Annotated in this window: 15 protein-coding genes; 10 read left to right on the forward strand and 5 right to left on the reverse strand. The window is 62.5% G+C overall.

Translation table 11 applies throughout. From position 1 onward, the window contains the following. The first annotated feature begins 15 nt into the window (after positions 1-15). The 3 genes from Q0936_RS05365 to Q0936_RS05375 are packed head-to-tail and all read left to right on the forward strand — an operon-like array spanning position 16 to position 3,230. Positions 16-765: a biotin--[acetyl-CoA-carboxylase] ligase gene (locus Q0936_RS05365; protein ID WP_299296678.1), complete on the forward strand. Its 750-nt coding sequence runs from the start codon at positions 16-18 to the stop codon at positions 763-765. A 16-nt stretch (positions 766-781) separates the two neighbouring features. After that, on the forward strand, positions 782-1,555 hold the full coding sequence (locus tag Q0936_RS05370; protein ID WP_299296680.1) for a type III pantothenate kinase: 774 nt from the start codon (positions 782-784) through the stop codon (positions 1,553-1,555). Positions 1,556-1,559: 4 nt separating this feature from the next. After that, positions 1,560-3,230 (forward strand): ribonuclease J, encoded by a 1,671-nt coding sequence (locus Q0936_RS05375; RefSeq protein WP_299296682.1) that lies wholly within the window; start codon positions 1,560-1,562, stop codon positions 3,228-3,230. 73 nt (positions 3,231-3,303) lie between these two features. Here the strand turns inward: Q0936_RS05375 and Q0936_RS05380 are convergent, their stop codons facing one another. The 4 genes from Q0936_RS05380 to Q0936_RS05395 all read right to left on the reverse strand — a co-directional run bounded on the left by Q0936_RS05380 (position 3,304) and on the right by Q0936_RS05395 (position 8,372). Further along, positions 3,304-4,740: a DEAD/DEAH box helicase gene (locus tag Q0936_RS05380; protein ID WP_299296685.1), complete on the reverse strand. Its 1,437-nt coding sequence runs from the start codon at positions 4,738-4,740 to the stop codon at positions 3,304-3,306. Between the two features lie 124 nt (positions 4,741-4,864). Continuing rightward, entirely contained in the window at positions 4,865-5,800 is a 936-nt protein-coding gene (locus Q0936_RS05385; RefSeq protein ID WP_299296687.1) for a glycosyltransferase family 2 protein, read from the reverse strand. 3 nt (positions 5,801-5,803) lie between these two features. Then, on the reverse strand, positions 5,804-6,757 hold the full coding sequence (locus Q0936_RS05390) for a glycosyltransferase family 2 protein (protein WP_299296690.1): 954 nt from the start codon (positions 6,755-6,757) through the stop codon (positions 5,804-5,806). Between the two features lie 4 nt (positions 6,758-6,761). After that, positions 6,762-8,372: a peptide chain release factor 3 gene (locus Q0936_RS05395; RefSeq protein ID WP_299296692.1), complete on the reverse strand. Its 1,611-nt coding sequence runs from the start codon at positions 8,370-8,372 to the stop codon at positions 6,762-6,764. Between the two features lie 127 nt (positions 8,373-8,499). Here Q0936_RS05395 and Q0936_RS05400 point away from each other — a divergent pair, with 127 nt between their 5' ends. Continuing rightward, complete coding sequence (locus Q0936_RS05400; RefSeq protein WP_299140620.1) at positions 8,500-8,865, forward strand: nuclear transport factor 2 family protein; 366 nt, start codon at positions 8,500-8,502, stop codon at positions 8,863-8,865. A gap of 4 nt (positions 8,866-8,869) precedes the next feature. Here Q0936_RS05400 and Q0936_RS05405 read toward each other — a convergent pair whose 3' ends face one another. Then, on the reverse strand, positions 8,870-9,871 hold the full coding sequence (locus tag Q0936_RS05405; RefSeq protein WP_299296694.1) for a Hint domain-containing protein: 1,002 nt from the start codon (positions 9,869-9,871) through the stop codon (positions 8,870-8,872). A 137-nt stretch (positions 9,872-10,008) separates the two neighbouring features. Between Q0936_RS05405 and Q0936_RS05410 the strand changes: the two genes are divergently transcribed. The 6 genes from Q0936_RS05410 to Q0936_RS05435 all read left to right on the forward strand — a co-directional run bounded on the left by Q0936_RS05410 (position 10,009) and on the right by Q0936_RS05435 (position 15,215). Beyond that, on the forward strand, positions 10,009-10,788 hold the full coding sequence (locus tag Q0936_RS05410) for an SDR family oxidoreductase (RefSeq protein ID WP_299296696.1): 780 nt from the start codon (positions 10,009-10,011) through the stop codon (positions 10,786-10,788). Next, a complete protein-coding gene (locus Q0936_RS05415) occupies positions 10,788-11,915 on the forward strand; it encodes a DNA alkylation repair protein (RefSeq protein WP_299296699.1) in 1,128 nt (375 codons plus the stop codon). The genes Q0936_RS05410 and Q0936_RS05415 overlap by 1 nt, the downstream gene beginning before the upstream one ends. Before the next feature lie 149 nt (positions 11,916-12,064). Continuing rightward, on the forward strand, positions 12,065-13,420 hold the full coding sequence (locus tag Q0936_RS05420; protein ID WP_299296702.1) for a sodium:proline symporter: 1,356 nt from the start codon (positions 12,065-12,067) through the stop codon (positions 13,418-13,420). Positions 13,421-13,456: 36 nt separating this feature from the next. Continuing rightward, positions 13,457-14,542, forward strand: a complete 1,086-nt coding sequence (locus Q0936_RS05425; RefSeq protein ID WP_299296705.1) for an ABC transporter ATP-binding protein — start codon at positions 13,457-13,459, stop codon at positions 14,540-14,542. Beyond that, positions 14,539-14,880 (forward strand): Lin0512 family protein, encoded by a 342-nt coding sequence (locus tag Q0936_RS05430; RefSeq protein ID WP_299140633.1) that lies wholly within the window; start codon positions 14,539-14,541, stop codon positions 14,878-14,880. Before Q0936_RS05425 ends, Q0936_RS05430 begins: the two co-directional genes overlap by 4 nt. Beyond that, on the forward strand, positions 14,880-15,215 hold the full coding sequence (locus tag Q0936_RS05435) for a Lin0512 family protein (RefSeq protein WP_299296708.1): 336 nt from the start codon (positions 14,880-14,882) through the stop codon (positions 15,213-15,215). The genes Q0936_RS05430 and Q0936_RS05435 overlap by 1 nt, the downstream gene beginning before the upstream one ends. Positions 15,216-15,257 lie beyond the last annotated feature (42 nt).

The following is a 15,257-nucleotide window of genomic DNA, read 5'->3' on the forward strand; positions in this document are numbered from 1 at the left end:
GACGGAACCGTTGTCGTGACCGGATGGCCCGAAGGCTATGGTCGGCACGTGCTGGTACGGGTCGATTCGACCCTGACCGAGGCCGCGCGCATTGCACCTTCCATGGCCGCGCCCACTTGGATCCTGGCCCACGAACAGACGGCAGCCCGCGGACGGCGCGGGCGGGCGTGGGCGATGCCGCCGGGCAATTTCGCGGCCACGCTGGTGCTGCCGCTGAGCGAGGCACCGGGGCAGGCGGCGTTGCGGTCCTTTGTGATGTCACTGGCCCTGTTCGATGCCTGCGTGGCGGCGACGGGGCGCGCGGACGCATTTGCGCTGAAATGGCCCAATGACGTGCTGCTGCGCGGGGGCAAATTGGCGGGCATCCTGCTGGAAACCATCGGCAGCGGTGCGCAGATCACCCATCTTGCCATCGGTGTCGGTGTGAACCTTGCCGCAGCCCCCGGCGTGGATGCGGTTGAGCCGGGCGCGCTTGCCCCCGTGGCTTTGGCCGGGGAACTGGGCACGCGGGTTGAACCAGAGCCATTCCTAGATCTGCTGGCGCAGGCCTATGCCCGGCACGAGGATCAATTCCGCACCTTTGGCTTTGCCCCGATCCGCACCGCGTGGCTGGCCCGTGCCGCGCGTCTGGGCGAGGCGATCACCGCCCGCACCACCCGCGACACCCATCAGGGCACATTCACGGATGTGGACGGCGACGGCCAACTTGTTCTAGAGACCGCCAAGGGCCGGGTCACCATCCCGGCGGGCGACGTCTATTTCTGACAGAGGGGAGCGCGCGATGCTCTTGGCGATTGACTGCGGCAACACCAACACCGTGTTTTCCATCTGGGACGGTGAGGAGTTCATCGGCACCTGGCGCACCTCGACCGAGTGGCAGCGCACGGCAGATCAGTATTACGTCTGGCTGTCCACGTTGATGAAATTCCAGAACATCGATGTCGAAATCACGGACATGATCATCTCGTCCACCGTGCCGCGCGTGGTGTTCAACCTGCGGGTTCTGGCGGATCGCTATTTCAACACGCGGCCCATCGTGGTGGGCAAGCCCGACTGCCTGTTGCCTGTGGGCGTGCGCGTGGACGAAGGCACCCAAGTGGGGCCGGACCGACTGGTCAACACGGTGGCAGGCTATGACCTTTATGGTGGTGACCTGATCATGGTGGATTTCGGCACGGCTACGACCTTTGACGTGGTGGACAGCGACGGCGCCTATATTGGCGGGGTGATTGCGCCCGGCGTGAACCTCAGCCTTGAGGCGCTGCACAATGCCGCCGCGGCCCTGCCGCATGTCGATATCACCAAACCGCAGTCCGTGATCGGCACCAATACCGTGGCCTGCATGCAATCCGGCGTCTTTTGGGGTTACGTCGGACTGGTGCGTGAGATATGTGCCCGAATTAAAGCGGAGCGCGCCCGTGACATGCGCGTGATCTCGACCGGGGGCCTGGCCCCGCTGTTTCAACAGACCGAGACCCTCTTTGACGCATTCCAGGATGATTTGACGATGCATGGCCTGACGGTCATCCATCGCTATAACAAGGAAAATAACTGAACTCATGAGCAGTGAACGATTGATCTACCTGCCCCTCGGGGGGGCGGGTGAAATTGGCATGAATGCCTATGTCTATGGCTATGGCAAACCCGGTCAGGAACGCCTGATCGTGGTCGACCTTGGCGTGACCTTTCCCGATATGGATGGCAGCCCCGGTGTGGACCTGATCCTGCCGGACATCGCGTGGCTGGCGGAACGCCGCGACCGGATCGAGGGGATTTTCATCACCCACGCCCACGAAGACCACGTAGGCGCCGTGGCCCACACCTATGAACAGCTGCGTGTGCCGATCTATGCGCGCCCCTTCACCGGCAATATCGCGCGTCGCAAGATGGGCGAACATGGCCACGACGAAGAGGCGGTGCAGATCGTTTCGGGCTGGCCGGATCAGGTGCAGGCGGGGCCGTTTCAGGTGGGTTTCCTGCCGATGTCGCATTCCATCCCTGAAAGTGCGGCGCTGATCATCGACAGCCCCGACGGCCGCGTGATCCATTCCGGCGATTTCAAACTGGACGAGACACCGGTGGTGGGCGAGCCGTTTGATCCCGACCTCTGGGCCGAGGTGAGCAAGGACGGGGTTAAGGCCTTTGTCTGCGACAGCACCAACATCTTTTCCCCCAACCCCGGCCGGTCCGAGGAAACCGTGGGGCCGGAGATCGAAAAGCTAGTGCGCGGGCATACTGAGGGCATCGTGGTCGCCACGACCTTTGCGTCCAACGTGGCGCGGGTCAAAACGCTGGCCGAGGCGGGCGCGCGTGCGGGGCGGTCGATCGTCCTGTTGGGGCGCGCGATGCGGCGCATGATCGAGGCGTCGATTGAAACAGGCGTGCTCAAGGACTTCCCCACAGTCGTCAGCCCCGAGGATGCGCGCAATATCCCGCGCGAAAACCTGATGCTGCTGGTGACGGGGTCGCAGGGCGAGCGGCGCGCGGCGTCCGCACAGCTGGCCAATGGCAAGTATATGGGGTTGGAGCTGAAAGAGGGCGATCTGTTCCTGTTTTCCTCGAAAACCATCCCCGGCAACGAACGCGGTGTGATCCGCATCATGAACCAGTTGTCCGAAAAGGGCGTGGATGTTGTGGACGATTCGTCCGGCCTGTATCACGTGTCGGGCCATGCGAACGGGCCGGATCTGGCGCGGTTGCAGGACATCGTGAATCCACAGATCGTGGTGCCGATGCACGGCGAACACCGTCATCTGCGCGAGCACGTCAAGCTGGCCGAGGGCAAGGGGCGTCGCGGCGTTCTGGCCGTCAATGGCATGATGATCGACCTCAGTGGCAATGCGCCGCGCGTAGCCGAGTATATCGAGACCGGGCGCACCTATCTGGACGGGTCGGTGCAGATCGGCGCGTTGGACGGTGTGGTGCGGGACCGGATCCGCATGGCGCTGAACGGGCATGTGCTGGTGACGCTGATCCTCGACGAGGAGGACGAGCCGCTGGGCGAGCCGTGGTGCGAGACCATGGGCCTGCCGGAAACGGGGCGGTCCAAGGCAGCACTGGTCGAGGTGATGGAGCATGACCTGAGCCAGTTCCTTGGCCGGGCCGATGCCAAGACGCTGCGCGATGATGATCCGCTGACCGAAGCCCTGCGCCGGATCGTGCGCAAGACGGGGCAGGACGAGATCGGCAAGAAACCCGAAGTGACGGTTGTGATCAGTCGGATGCACTGAGCCCGCGCAAGGGCGGACATGAAAAAAGGCGGGCCATGACGGTCCGCCTTTTGTGTTTCAAATCAGATGTATATCAGCTTGCCCGGCGCTGCTCAAAACTCAGCTCGATGAAGCTGGGTGTGTGATCGCCCAGGCCCACAACCTTGTTGCTGCTGTCACGGTCGCTGCGACTGGAAGATGACCGGCTGCGGCTGGAAGACGACGAGGACCGGCTGGAAGATTTGGTGCTTGGCGCTGCTTTGGCGGGCGTTTCCTCGGCCACGGGCGCGTCGCTGACCGCAGCAGGTGCTTCGGTCTTTTTGGTTGTGGTGCGCGGTGCGCGTGCAGGTTTCTCTGCGGTCTCTTCCGTCTTGGCGGGTTTCGCCACGGGATTGTCGAGGCGCGGGATATCTTTCTGGATCAGCTTTTCGACGGCATCAAATTGCTTTTCGTCGCGTGGCACGCAGATGGTGATCGCCTTGCCTTCGCGACCGGCGCGGCCTGTGCGGCCGATGCGGTGCACGTAGTCCTCGGGGTGGCCCGGAACGTCGAAATTGAACACGTGGCTCACCGAAGGCACATCGAGGCCGCGTGCAGCCACGTCAGACGCCACCAGTATACGCAACTCGCCATTGCGGAACCCGTCCAAGGTGCGTGTCCGCTGGGACTGGTCCAGATCGCCATGGATCGGTGCCGCGTCATATTTGTACTTTTTCAGGGACTTGGCGACGATATCCACATCTGTCTTGCGGTTGCAGAAGATGATGGCGTTGGTCAGCTTTTCGCCTTCAGCGTCGATCAGGCCACGCAGCACTTTGCGTTTTTCCGAAGCCTCGCGGTCCTTGCGCGACCCTTTGAACATGACCACGCCTTGCGTGATCGTCTCGGATGCAGTGGCCTGGCGGGCGACTTCGATCCGTTCAGGGTTGGACAGGAAAGTGTTTGTGATCCGCTCGATCTCGGGCGCCATGGTGGCGGAGAAGAATAGCGTCTGGCGGGTGAACGGTGTCAGGCCAAAGATGCGTTCGATGTCGGGGATGAACCCCATGTCGAGCATCCGGTCCGCTTCGTCCACGACCATGACCTTGACGTCGTTCAGGATCAGCTTGCCGCGTTCGAAATGGTCGAGCAGGCGACCCGGTGTCGCGATCAGAACGTCAACGCCCTTGTCGATCAGGATGTCCTGTTCCTTGAACGAGACACCGCCGATCAGCAGCGCCTTGGAGAGTTTGACATACTTGGCATAGGTGTCGAAATTCTCTGCAACCTGTGCGGCCAGTTCGCGGGTTGGGCACAAAACCAGGCTGCGCGGCATACGGGCGCGTGCGCGGCCACGGGCGAGTTGGGTGATGAGGGGCAGGGTAAAGCTTGCCGTCTTGCCCGTCCCGGTCTGGGCAATGCCCAAGACGTCGCGCCCTTCGAGGGCAGGGGGAATCGCACCGGCCTGAATGGGCGTGGGGCTTTCATAGCCCGCTTCGTCGATGGCTTTGAGCACCTTGGTATTCAGGTTCAGATCAGAGAATTTTGTCATGTATGTCCGTGTGTTGCGGACACTGACTTGGCCCGCGGCGTCTGGTGATGTCGGCCCGCACGGCCCAAGTGGAGGCGCGAGGCCCCGACATGCTGCGCGTCCATAACAAAGGCACCGGTTGGCGTCAAACCGCTGCGTCTGGGAAGTGTCGCATCAAAGACGCATCCAGATCCAGATCGACCAAGCGCAAAAGGCCCTGCGACGTCAGTCTGGCGCGCATGTCCGGGCTGTCACCGATCACCTCATCGTAAAAGGCGCGCAGTCCTGTTTCGCCCTGTTCCGCCTCGAGCCAGCGAAACAGGTCGTGCAGGGTCATGCCGCCCTTATCCGGTCCAGTCGCAGGTTTGAGTTCGGAGCGGTAGGAGCCCTTGTCGAGCCTGTAGCCATAGGCCGCGCGCCATGTGTCCCAGGTTTTGGCGTGGCAATGGGCCAGCGACAGGTCTGTCAATTCGGCGGCGTCTGGCAGCATCTGATCCCCCTGAAAGGCGTTGTGGATCTTGACCGTGATGTCATCGAGGCCCGTACGCACAAACAACTTGCCCGCCACGTGGCTGACGAACCCGCCTTTGAGGTGCTTGCCAAAGGTCGGGTAGAGGGCTGAAACCGTGGCGCGTCGGTTGCCGTCCGAGGGGATGAAGGCTTTGAACGCTGATTGCGCCCCGCCGAGCTGTTCCATAGGGCGGATGCGGGCAGATGTGGTGGTGGCCGGGACAGTCTCAAGGGCGGCGGTGACGCTGCTGTCGGGCACTAAAAATTCATCGGCATCTATGTGGATCAGCCAATCAACCTCGGCCTTGCGGGCATATGCGTGGGTGGCGTTCAGGGTTTGGCGTGCCTGATGCTTGTCCGGGCGGCGGCCCATCAGACGCTTCCAATGCGCCGCGTCACAGGTTTGCACCCGCACCTTGGGATGGGCCTTGAGCGCGGCATAGGCATCCGGCGTGTCCGCATCGAGATAGAGGTACAGCCGGCGCGCGCCCTGATCGAGGTGATAGGCGGCAAAGCGCAGAATGTCGGATGTGGGTGCCAGGATCGTGGCGGTCAGGCCCCATGTTGTCACGTTTCAGTGCTCCAGCTTGCCAAGGAACCGCGCGACCTTGGCATCAAGGTCGAGGCGGGCCGACACCAGCATGCCATGGGCGGCCATCAGGTCAAGCCGTTCCGGCGTGGCCCCGCACATTTCCGCATGGAACCGGCGCAGTGCGTCCGGGTCCGGGTCATCCATCAGCGCGCGGATCAGGTGGCCCAGCGGGTTCAGGTGCCCCCTGCGGTCATGGTAGCTGCCCTTGGTGAGGCGATAGGCCAGATGCCGTTGAAATGTTTCGAAATCCGGCGCGTGGGCGTGGCCCAGATCAAGGCCGGGAATGGTCGTGCCGCTGCGCACGATCTTGCCGCGCAGACGCAGGGCGTGGATGCCGAACCGGATGTCATCCAGCCCGCGGCGCGCGATCACTTTGGGGCTGAGCGTGCTGATGAAACCGCCCGGAACGTGTTCGCCGAATGTGGGGTAGACGCTGCGTTTGGTGGCCCCGCCCACAGGGCGTTTGAAATGCCGCGTTGCCCCCCAGTCGTCCAGCATCTCGCGCGGATCGACCGACACGTGGCTGGCCTGCGGATCGACGGCGGCCAGCAACTCGGTCATGGGGGCGGGCGGCAACAGCAACTCGTCCACGTCGATATGGGCCAGCCAGTCGAGCGCGATGATCCGGTAGACGCGCGTGGCGTTGAAGGCCTGACGCATCTGGTGTGTTTCGCGGGCGCGGTTGGGCTTGCCCTGCCAATAGGCGTCGTCGCATTGGGTGAACCGAACCTTGGGATGCGCCAGGCGTTCGGCGAGAGCCGGGTCCGGCACGTCGAGGTGGATATGGATGCGGTGCGCGCCCAGATCGAGGTGATGGGCGATGAACTCGGCCACCTTGCGCAGCGGCGCTTTGACCGTCGATACAATGCCCCAGCGTAGATGGTCCGGTCTGGTTTCGACCGGCTGCGGCACAGGGACGATCAGCGGATCGGCCATCCGGTCAGACCATCATTTCCTTGGTCGCGGTCAGCGTCACGTCTGGATAATCGCGGCCGACACGGTCGATGTCCCATTGCAGGCGCGTGAGGTAAACGATGTCGCCGTCGTGGTCATGCGCGATGTGCTGCTTGTTGCTTTCGGTAAATTTATCAACGGCTTGCTTGTCACCGCTCACCCAGCGGGCCGAAGTGAATTGCGATTGTTCGAACCGCACGGGCAGCCCGTATTCCAGCTCGATCCGGCTGGCCAGCACTTCGAATTGCAAGGCACCCACGACGCCCACAATAAAGCCCGAGCCGATGGAGGGTTTGAACACCTTGGCGGCGCCTTCCTCGGCGAATTGCATCAGCGCCTTTTCGAGGTGCTTGGCCTTCATCGGGTCGCCCGCGCGCACGCCTTGCAGCAGTTCGGGCGCAAAGGACGGGATGCCGGTGACGCGCAGCGCCTCGCCTTCGGTCAGCGTGTCGCCGATGCGCAACTGGCCGTGGTTGGGGATGCCGATGATGTCGCCGGCCCAGGCTTCTTCCGCCAGCTCGCGGTCGGAGGCGAGGAACATCACAGGGTTCGAGATCGCCATTGGTTTTTTGGACCGCACATGGGTCAGCTTCATACCGCGTTTGAAATGCCCCGACGCCATCCGCAAAAAGGCCACGCGGTCGCGGTGCTTGGGGTCCATGTTCGCTTGGACTTTGAAGACAAAGCCGGAAACTTTTGATTCTTCTGGAAGAATTTGCCTTGGCTCTGCGCTCTGGATTTGCGGCTGCGGGCCGTAGGTGGCGATGCCATCCATCAGCTCCTTGACCCCGAAGGAGTTGATGGCAGAGCCGAACCAGATGGGCGTCAGCGTGCCTTGCAGCATGGCCTCAGGGTCGAGTGGCGGCAGCAATTCCCGCGCCATTTCAAGCTCTTCGCGCAGTCTGTTCAACTGGCTCTCTGGCACGTGTTCGGCCAGTTTCGGATCGTCCAGCCCATTGATCTCGATGCTTTCGGCGACCTTGTTGCGGTCGGCGCGGTTCATCAGCTCAAGGCGGTCGCGTAGGATGTCGTAGCAGCCGATAAAGTCCCGACCCACCCCGATGGGCCAGCTGGCCGGGGTCACGTCGATGGCCAGGTTTTCCTGAATTTCATCAATGATCTCAAAGACGTCGCGGCTTTCGCGGTCCATCTTGTTACAGAATGTCAGGATCGGCAGGTCGCGCAGGCGGCACACCTCAAAGAGCTTTTGCGTCTGGCTCTCCACTCCCTTCGCGCCGTCGATCACCATGATCGCCGCATCGACCGCCGTGAGCGTGCGATAGGTGTCCTCGGAAAAGTCCGAGTGACCGGGCGTGTCCACAAGATTGAAGCGGAACGTGTTGGTCTTGTTGGTAAAATCGAACGACATGGCCGAGGCGGAGACGGAAATGCCCCGGTCCTTTTCCATCGCCATGAAATCCGACCGCGTGCGTCGCGCCTCGCCCTTGGCGCGCACCTGTCCGGCCATCTGAATGGCACCGCCAAACAGCAGGAATTTCTCGGTTAGCGTCGTCTTGCCCGCATCCGGGTGCGAGATGATCGCAAAGGTGCGGCGACGGGCGATTTCGGGGGGCAGTTCGGGGCGATTGTCCAACATGCCAGCCCTATAGCGGTGGCGCCGGGACGGGGCAAGCGGGGCCATCCAACACGCGCGGCAAGGTTCATGCCAAAAACTGTCAGGAGCGCCAGCTAGGTTGATCACAGTCACAGCACAGGAGGCTCACATGACACTGAATGAAATCGCACAGGAATTGGTCGCAGGATGCCGCGAGAACCGCGCACATGAAAATCTGGATGCGCTTTATGCAGCAGATGCGGTGTCAGTCGAGGCACTGGACAACGGCATGGGCCGCGAGGCGCAAGGGATCGAGGCGATCCGGGGCAAGCACGCATGGTGGGATGCCACGTTCGAGGTGATGGGCGGCCAGATTTCCGATCCGATGCCGCACGGCGAAGATCGGTTTGCCGTCGTGTTCGAGATGACGGCCAAGCACAAGGAATCGGGCGAAGTGTCTGACATGAAAGAAGTCGCGCTTTATACCGTCGGTGATGGCAAGATCGTGCGCGAAGAGTTCTTTTACAGCGCGTAACCCGTCAGCGCGTACTGGCCCGGCGCAGGATTTCTGCTGCGTCGGGCCGGTCGAGAAGGGTTTCGGTGACATCGAGGCCGGACAGGCCTGCGTCCGTGTGCGCAGTCAACCGGTCTGACACTTCTTCGGGCACCACAGGTTTGGTGCGCGTGTCGATCAGCATGGATTCGGCTGCAATCCCTTCGGCATAGATGATCTGGTGCGTGTCAAAGAGCAGTTCGAAATAGTCGACAAACCCGCCATCCTGGATCACCACGCTGTCGCCGTTGACGAGGTGACGCGCCTTGATCAACAGCTCGGAGCGCCCGGCGCCAAGGCGATCCTTGCGCTGGTAGATGAACAGGCGGTGATCCGGCGACACGATCAGGTCGCGGTCATTGTTCAGGGTCCCCGCGCGGATACAGATCGGGGCGAAATCGCCCACTGCGCGTACGGTGCTTTGGCCAATCCAGCGGACGTGCTGGACGCCGTCATTGCGGGTCAGAACCCGGTCGCCGATGCTCAGCTCTTCGATCGGGGTCTGCGCGCCGGAGCCCAGCGTGATGTGCGTGCCACGGGTGAAACGGGCGCAGGCGAGGTGCGCAAACTTGGTGCGGACGCTGTCCCGATCAGTGCCCACGAGGGCATAGCCGGTGCGCGGCGTAAGGCTGGCCAGTGGCAGCAGGTATATTTCGGCGATGTCACCGTCGGCGTCGACCTCGACCAGAACAATTGCATCGGTGATCTGGCCGTCGGGCGACATCAGCGTGAGCGCGCAATCGAGGTGGATGGCCGCACCCGGTGTGCCGAGACGGCTGGTTTCGGCAACTGTCAGGTGGGCGGCGTCTGTTGCATGCAGTGTCAGGGCGTCGGTGCGCGCGGATGCACCAAGCATGTAGACATCGTCGAGCATCAGATCATCCTCGACCGACAGCGCGTCGCCCAGATTGGCACCTTGGCTGACCTTGAAAGCGTCGGCCCGGTAGACGGGCAGGCTTTGGGCCGGGGGGATGTTGTGATCGGTCATGTTTGGACGATGTCTAGCCTTGTTGCAGACGACATAACCTAGAATTGTGGCGCGCGTCGGTCAACGGTTCGGTCTTTTGCTGGCGCATTGGTGAGGGGGCCGTTACCAGTTGGTGACATCACGACAGGAGAAAAGTCATGGATCTGGGAATTGCGGGCAAGCGGGCGGTCGTCTGTGCATCGTCCAAGGGGTTGGGTCTGGGGTGCGCCGAGGCGCTGGCCGCTGCGGGCGTACATCTGGTGATGAACAGCCGTGGGCCGGATGCGCTTGAGGCGGCCGCCGAACGGTTGCGCAAGGCGCACGGTGTCCACGTCACGACGGTTGCGGCGGATGTAACAACTTCGAACGGGCAGGCGGCGCTGATTGAGGCGGCGGGGGATGCCGATATTCTGGTGAACAATGCGGGTGGCCCACCTCCGGGGATGTGGCACGACTGGGACCGCGATGACTTTATAGCGGCACTTGATGCCAACATGCTGACGCCCATCGCGCTGATCAAGGCACTGGTGCCGGGCATGATGGATCGCGGATGGGGCCGGGTGGTCAACATCACCTCGCAGTCGGTCAAGGCGCCGATCCCCGTGTTGGGTCTGTCGAACGCGGCGCGCACGGGTTTGACCGGCTATGTGGCGGGCACCTCGCGCCAAGTCGCGGGCAAGGGCGTGACGATCAACAACCTGTTGCCCGGCATCCACGCCACGGACCGCGCCGATGCGCTGGACGGTGGTGTTGTTGCGGCGCAGGGCATCACGTTGGACGAGGCCCGTGCGCAGCGTGCCGCCACGATCCCCGCACAGCGCTACGGCACACGCGAAGAGTTTGGCGCAGCCTGCGCGTTTTTGTGTTCTCAGCATGCCGGGTTCATCGTGGGTCAGAACCTGCTTTTGGATGGCGGTGCAACGGTGGCGACCATCTGATGGCCAAAGCCGCACCGACATTTTCGCTGAAGGATCAGCTGTTTAACGCGGATAGCGTAGGTGATTTGGCGGATGAATACGCCGGTGCGGTGCCGGGGTTTGACCGTGATGCGTTCCACCGTGCTGCGGTTTCGGGCATCGCGGACCGGACGTTGATGGCGTGCCTTGACTGGTTTGCCGATTGTCTGGAGCCGTATTTGGCGCCGGACTTTCCGACCATGGCGGACCAGATCGAGGCGGCGATGCCACCGCGCCTGGATCCGACACTGCGGGACGACGACTTTGGCCGGTTCATCCATGCGGTGCCGGGAATTCTGGCTGTGCGGCACGGATTGGAGGCGCACAGGGAGCGGGCGCTTGATCTGCTGCATGCCGCGACACAGCGGTTTTCGATGGAGTTCTATATCCGCGCCTTTCTCAACCGCTGGCCGGACGAGACGCTGGCGCGTTTTGCGGTTTGGGCGGGGGACGAGAATTACCACGTGCGGCGTCTGGTGAGCGAGGGCATGCGACCCAAATTGCCCTGGGCGCAGAAGGTGGACCTGACGCTGGATCAGACATTGCCCTTGCTGGACAGGTTGCAGGCGGACAGCACGCGGTTTGTGACGCGGTCGGTGGCCAATCATCTCAACGATATTGCGAAGTTCGATCCTGATACTGTGTTGGGGCGGTTGGCGGCCTGGGACGCGGCGGGCGATCAAGTGGAGAAAGAGCGTGACTGGATGCGGCGTCATGCCTTGCGGACGTTGATCAAGGACGGGCATGCCGGTGCGATGGACATGCTCGGTTTTGCCCAGGATGCGGAGGTCGATGTGCGCGTAGACGTTGCCACGCCGCGTGTGGTTTTGGGGGAGGCGTTGGAATTTACTGTGACGCTTGAAGCCGCGCAGGATGTGCCGGTTCTGGTGGACTACCGTATCCGGTTTGCCCGACCAAACGGGCGCAGTGGTGAAAAGGTGTTCAAGCTGAAGGTTGGGGCGGTCAAAACGCCCAAACCGTTGGTTTTGAAAAAGCGTCATGTTTTGAAGGCCAATGCGACGACGTTTGAACTGCATCCCGGCACGCATGGTCTGGTGGTGCAGGTTAACGGTGTGGACCGGGCCGAGACCACATTTGACATCGTGTAGGGTCGGTGGGGCACTGTTTTGCGCTGGCGCGCAAAAGGCGCCCCCCCACCGACCCTGATACCGCATCACAAGTTTGTGGATGGGCTGGTTCGGTTGCGGTGTGACTGTTACCTCGCCGTGCAAAGACGTCACAGGAAAGACCCTTGCCCATGAGTATGCCGTTGTTGATGGGGCTGTTTGCCCTTGTGATTGCTGTCAGCATACTGGCCGCGCCGCGCCGCGCCACGGTCGAAGGGTTTTTTGCCGGACGCGTGGGCGAACGTGCGCCCGGTTTGTGGGTTCTGGTGCTGAGCCAGGTGACCACCTGGATCTTTGCGCGCAGCCTGATGAACGCGGCCATTCTGGGCTACTTCTATGGGATCGCCGGTACGCTGGCCTATGCCGCCTACTACGGTAGCTTTTTGACGGGTGCGTATGTCGTGGGTCATTTGCGCGCGCGCGGGGCCATGTCGGTGCAGGATTGGCTGACGGGCCAGTTCGGGGCCTTGGGCACCGGGGCGTACAACATCGTCATCGCGTTGCGCCTGTTGTCTGAGGTTTTTGCCAATTTGCTGGTGGTTGGGTTGATCGCGGGTGCGGTTCTTGAGGGCAGTGCTACGGCGGCCATTGTTGTGGTTGCCGTGTTGGGCCTCGCTTATTCGGCCTGGGGCGGGCTGAGTGCGGCGTTGCGGACCGACGTGGCGCAGATGATTGTCTTTCTGGCGGTGTTCAGTGTGGCGCTTGCCTATCTCGTACTGAGCCCTGGATTTTCGTTGGGGGCAGTCCTGACGGCACCTGGTACGGCGGGTGCGTACAACGGCTGGGTCTTGCTGGCCGTGGCCGCTTTACAGGTTTTTTCCTATCCTGTGCATGATCCGGTGATGATGGACCGGGGGTTTCTGGCAGATGCGCGGACCACGCGGGCTTCGTTTCTCCATGCGTTCTGGTTGTCCACATTGTGCATCATCGGGTTCGGGTTCTTTGGCATTCAGGCCAGCCTTGTCGGCGCGACCTATGAGGCAGAGTTGATCGGCACCTGGGGTGTGATGTTCCCGGGATGGGTGTTTGCGCTGTTGATGCTTTCGCTGTTGGTGTCCGCCGTTTCGACCTTGGATTCGGCGCTGGCCTCGGCCGCACGTTTGGTCGTCGAAGAGGTCCGTGCCGCGCCGCGCAGCCTGTTGGGCGGGCGGCTGGTCATGGTCGTCTTTATGGCGCTGGGGGCCGGTTTGACTGTGTGGGGCAACGCGACGCTTTTTGATGCGGTGGCGGTGAGCGGCACGGCGTCGATGTTCCTGACGCCGGTGTTGATCGTGGGTCTGGTGATGGGGCGGGCTGTGCCGGTCTGGTCCTATCTGATGGCCTTTGGTGCGGCGGTTTTGGGCGCGGTGGCCTATTTCGGGCGGGGTTGGAGCCTCTTTGCGACTCTGCTGCCGGAGGGCCACAAATATGAGCAGCTTCTGGTGATCTGCGTGGTTGTTCTGGCCGTTGGTTTTGCGGCGGTGCTTGCGGGCGCGCGCCGGGCCTGATACCTCCCGACTGTTTTGATCGGGAATGGGCGGAACGTGACGGCACCTCGGCTGGAAATTCGCAATCTGGTGCGCAGTTTTGGCGGCCGCCGTGTGGTCGATGGGGTCAGCCTTTCGATTCAGCCGGGCCAGGTGACATGCCTCTTGGGGCCGTCGGGCTGCGGCAAGTCGACGACCTTGCGGATGATCGCAGGCGTCGAGATGCAGGACTCGGGCGAGATCTATGTGGATGGTGCCCTGATCTGCGACACCAAGTTCCGTGTGCCGCCCGAACGGCGGGAAATTGGCCTTATGTTTCAGGATTTTGCGCTGTTTCCGCATCTGAGTGTGGCGGGCAATGTGGCGTATGGGTTGAGCGGGTCACGCGAGGAAAAGCGGGCACGGGTCGAAGAGATGCTGGACCGTGTGCGCATGGGGCGGTTCATCGACATGTTTCCGCATCAGCTGTCGGGCGGCGAGCAGCAACGGATTGCGCTGGCGCGGGCCTTGGCGCCGCGTCCACGGATCATGCTGATGGATGAGCCGTTTTCGGGCCTCGACAACCGGTTGCGTGACGGGATCCGCGACGAGACGCTGGCGATCCTCAAGGAAGAGGATACCGGTGTTTTGCTGGTCACCCATGAGCCGGACGAGGCGATGCGGATGGCCGACGAGATTGCGCTGATGCGCGACGGGCAGGTGGTGCAGCGCGGCGCGCCATACAACGTTTACACGCGGCCCGCCGATCGGGCATCGGTCGCATTTTTCAGCGATGCGAACCGGTTGGCATCGGTGGTCGATGGGGCGCTGGCGATGACACCCTTTGGCCGGTTTCTGGCACCGGGTGTGCCGGATGGAACGCCAGTGGACATCGTGTTTCGGCCTCAGCATGTGAAGATTGATTTTGACCGGGCGGGCGTTGGGCCGGGGCCTACGGCCGCTGAAGGGACGGCGGCGCGGGCGCAAGTGATCCGCGCGCGGTTCATGGGCAACGAGAGCCTTGTGGAATACCGCCTTGACCATGATGCATCGGTGATCAAAGTGACGGTGCCGGGGGTGTTCCTGCCGCAGGCGGGCACGGTGATGTGGCTGCGGATCCGGCGCGACAAGTGTTTTGTCTTTGCAAGTGAGGAGCGCACATGAGTGGGCCGATGATTGTGGAATTTGGTCTGGGCACGTCGTTGCGCCGGGGCAGTTATACCGAAGCCGCGGCCCGTGCCGTGCGGGCGGCGTTGTGGCGCAATTCGATCAACCTTGCGGAATATATGGGTGTCGGCAAGGAGGACATGGTGATCGAGGTGCATGTGGGCTGTGCGCGGCCCGATCTGGTGGATACGTCCGTGCTGGCCGAGGTGTTTCCTTATGGGCGCACGTCCTTTGTCGTGGGGCATGGCGGCCTTGATGTGGTGCGGCCCGAGGGGGTCGGCAATCCGACGGTGATGGCGCAGGCGGCGCTGGTCGTGTCGGTGGAGGGCGCGTGATGGCAGAGCAGCGTTTGATCATCGAGATGGCGCAGGGCGTCGATCTGCATGGGCGGGATGACACCAAAGCTGCGCGGCGCGCGGTGGAGCAGGCCCTGCAGGGGGCGTCGCTGCCGATTTTTGGCACGTTGGGTGTGGATCGCGAGTCCATGCGCATCGTGGTGCATATTGGCGTGCCGCGGCCTGAGGCGGTGGATGTGGAGCTGATTGCTGGCCTGTTGCCTTACGGTCAGGTTGAGGTCGTGGCGGAAGCTGGGGGCCTTGATGTGCCTGTGGCGGGTGATGTGGCCGTGATGGCCGTGGCGGCGATCGAGGTGTTCCTGCCGGTGCGTTAGGGTGTCGGGTGCTCTGTTTTGCGCCTCTGCGGCGCAAAAGGC

It is taken from the genome of uncultured Tateyamaria sp., assembly GCF_947488715.1.
Classification (GTDB): Bacteria; Pseudomonadota; Alphaproteobacteria; order Rhodobacterales; family Rhodobacteraceae; genus Tateyamaria.

Coding starts and splice junctions, on each gene's coding strand:
- Q0936_RS05370 (WP_299296680.1), top strand. CDS start 782: ATGCTCTTGGCGATTGACTGCGGCAACACCAACACCGTGTTTTCCATC.
- Q0936_RS05375 (WP_299296682.1), top strand. CDS start 1,560: ATGAGCAGTGAACGATTGATCTACCTGCCCCTCGGGGGGGCGGGTGAA.
- Q0936_RS05380 (WP_299296685.1), bottom strand. CDS start 4,740: ATGACAAAATTCTCTGATCTGAACCTGAATACCAAGGTGCTCAAAGCC.
- Q0936_RS05390 (WP_299296690.1), bottom strand. CDS start 6,757: ATGGCCGATCCGCTGATCGTCCCTGTGCCGCAGCCGGTCGAAACCAGA.
- Q0936_RS05395 (WP_299296692.1), bottom strand. CDS start 8,372: ATGTTGGACAATCGCCCCGAACTGCCCCCCGAAATCGCCCGTCGCCGC.
- Q0936_RS05400 (WP_299140620.1), top strand. CDS start 8,500: ATGACACTGAATGAAATCGCACAGGAATTGGTCGCAGGATGCCGCGAG.
- Q0936_RS05405 (WP_299296694.1), bottom strand. CDS start 9,871: ATGACCGATCACAACATCCCCCCGGCCCAAAGCCTGCCCGTCTACCGG.
- Q0936_RS05410 (WP_299296696.1), top strand. CDS start 10,009: ATGGATCTGGGAATTGCGGGCAAGCGGGCGGTCGTCTGTGCATCGTCC.
- Q0936_RS05415 (WP_299296699.1), top strand. CDS start 10,788: ATGGCCAAAGCCGCACCGACATTTTCGCTGAAGGATCAGCTGTTTAAC.
- Q0936_RS05420 (WP_299296702.1), top strand. CDS start 12,065: ATGAGTATGCCGTTGTTGATGGGGCTGTTTGCCCTTGTGATTGCTGTC.
- Q0936_RS05430 (WP_299140633.1), top strand. CDS start 14,539: ATGAGTGGGCCGATGATTGTGGAATTTGGTCTGGGCACGTCGTTGCGC.
- Q0936_RS05435 (WP_299296708.1), top strand. CDS start 14,880: ATGGCAGAGCAGCGTTTGATCATCGAGATGGCGCAGGGCGTCGATCTG.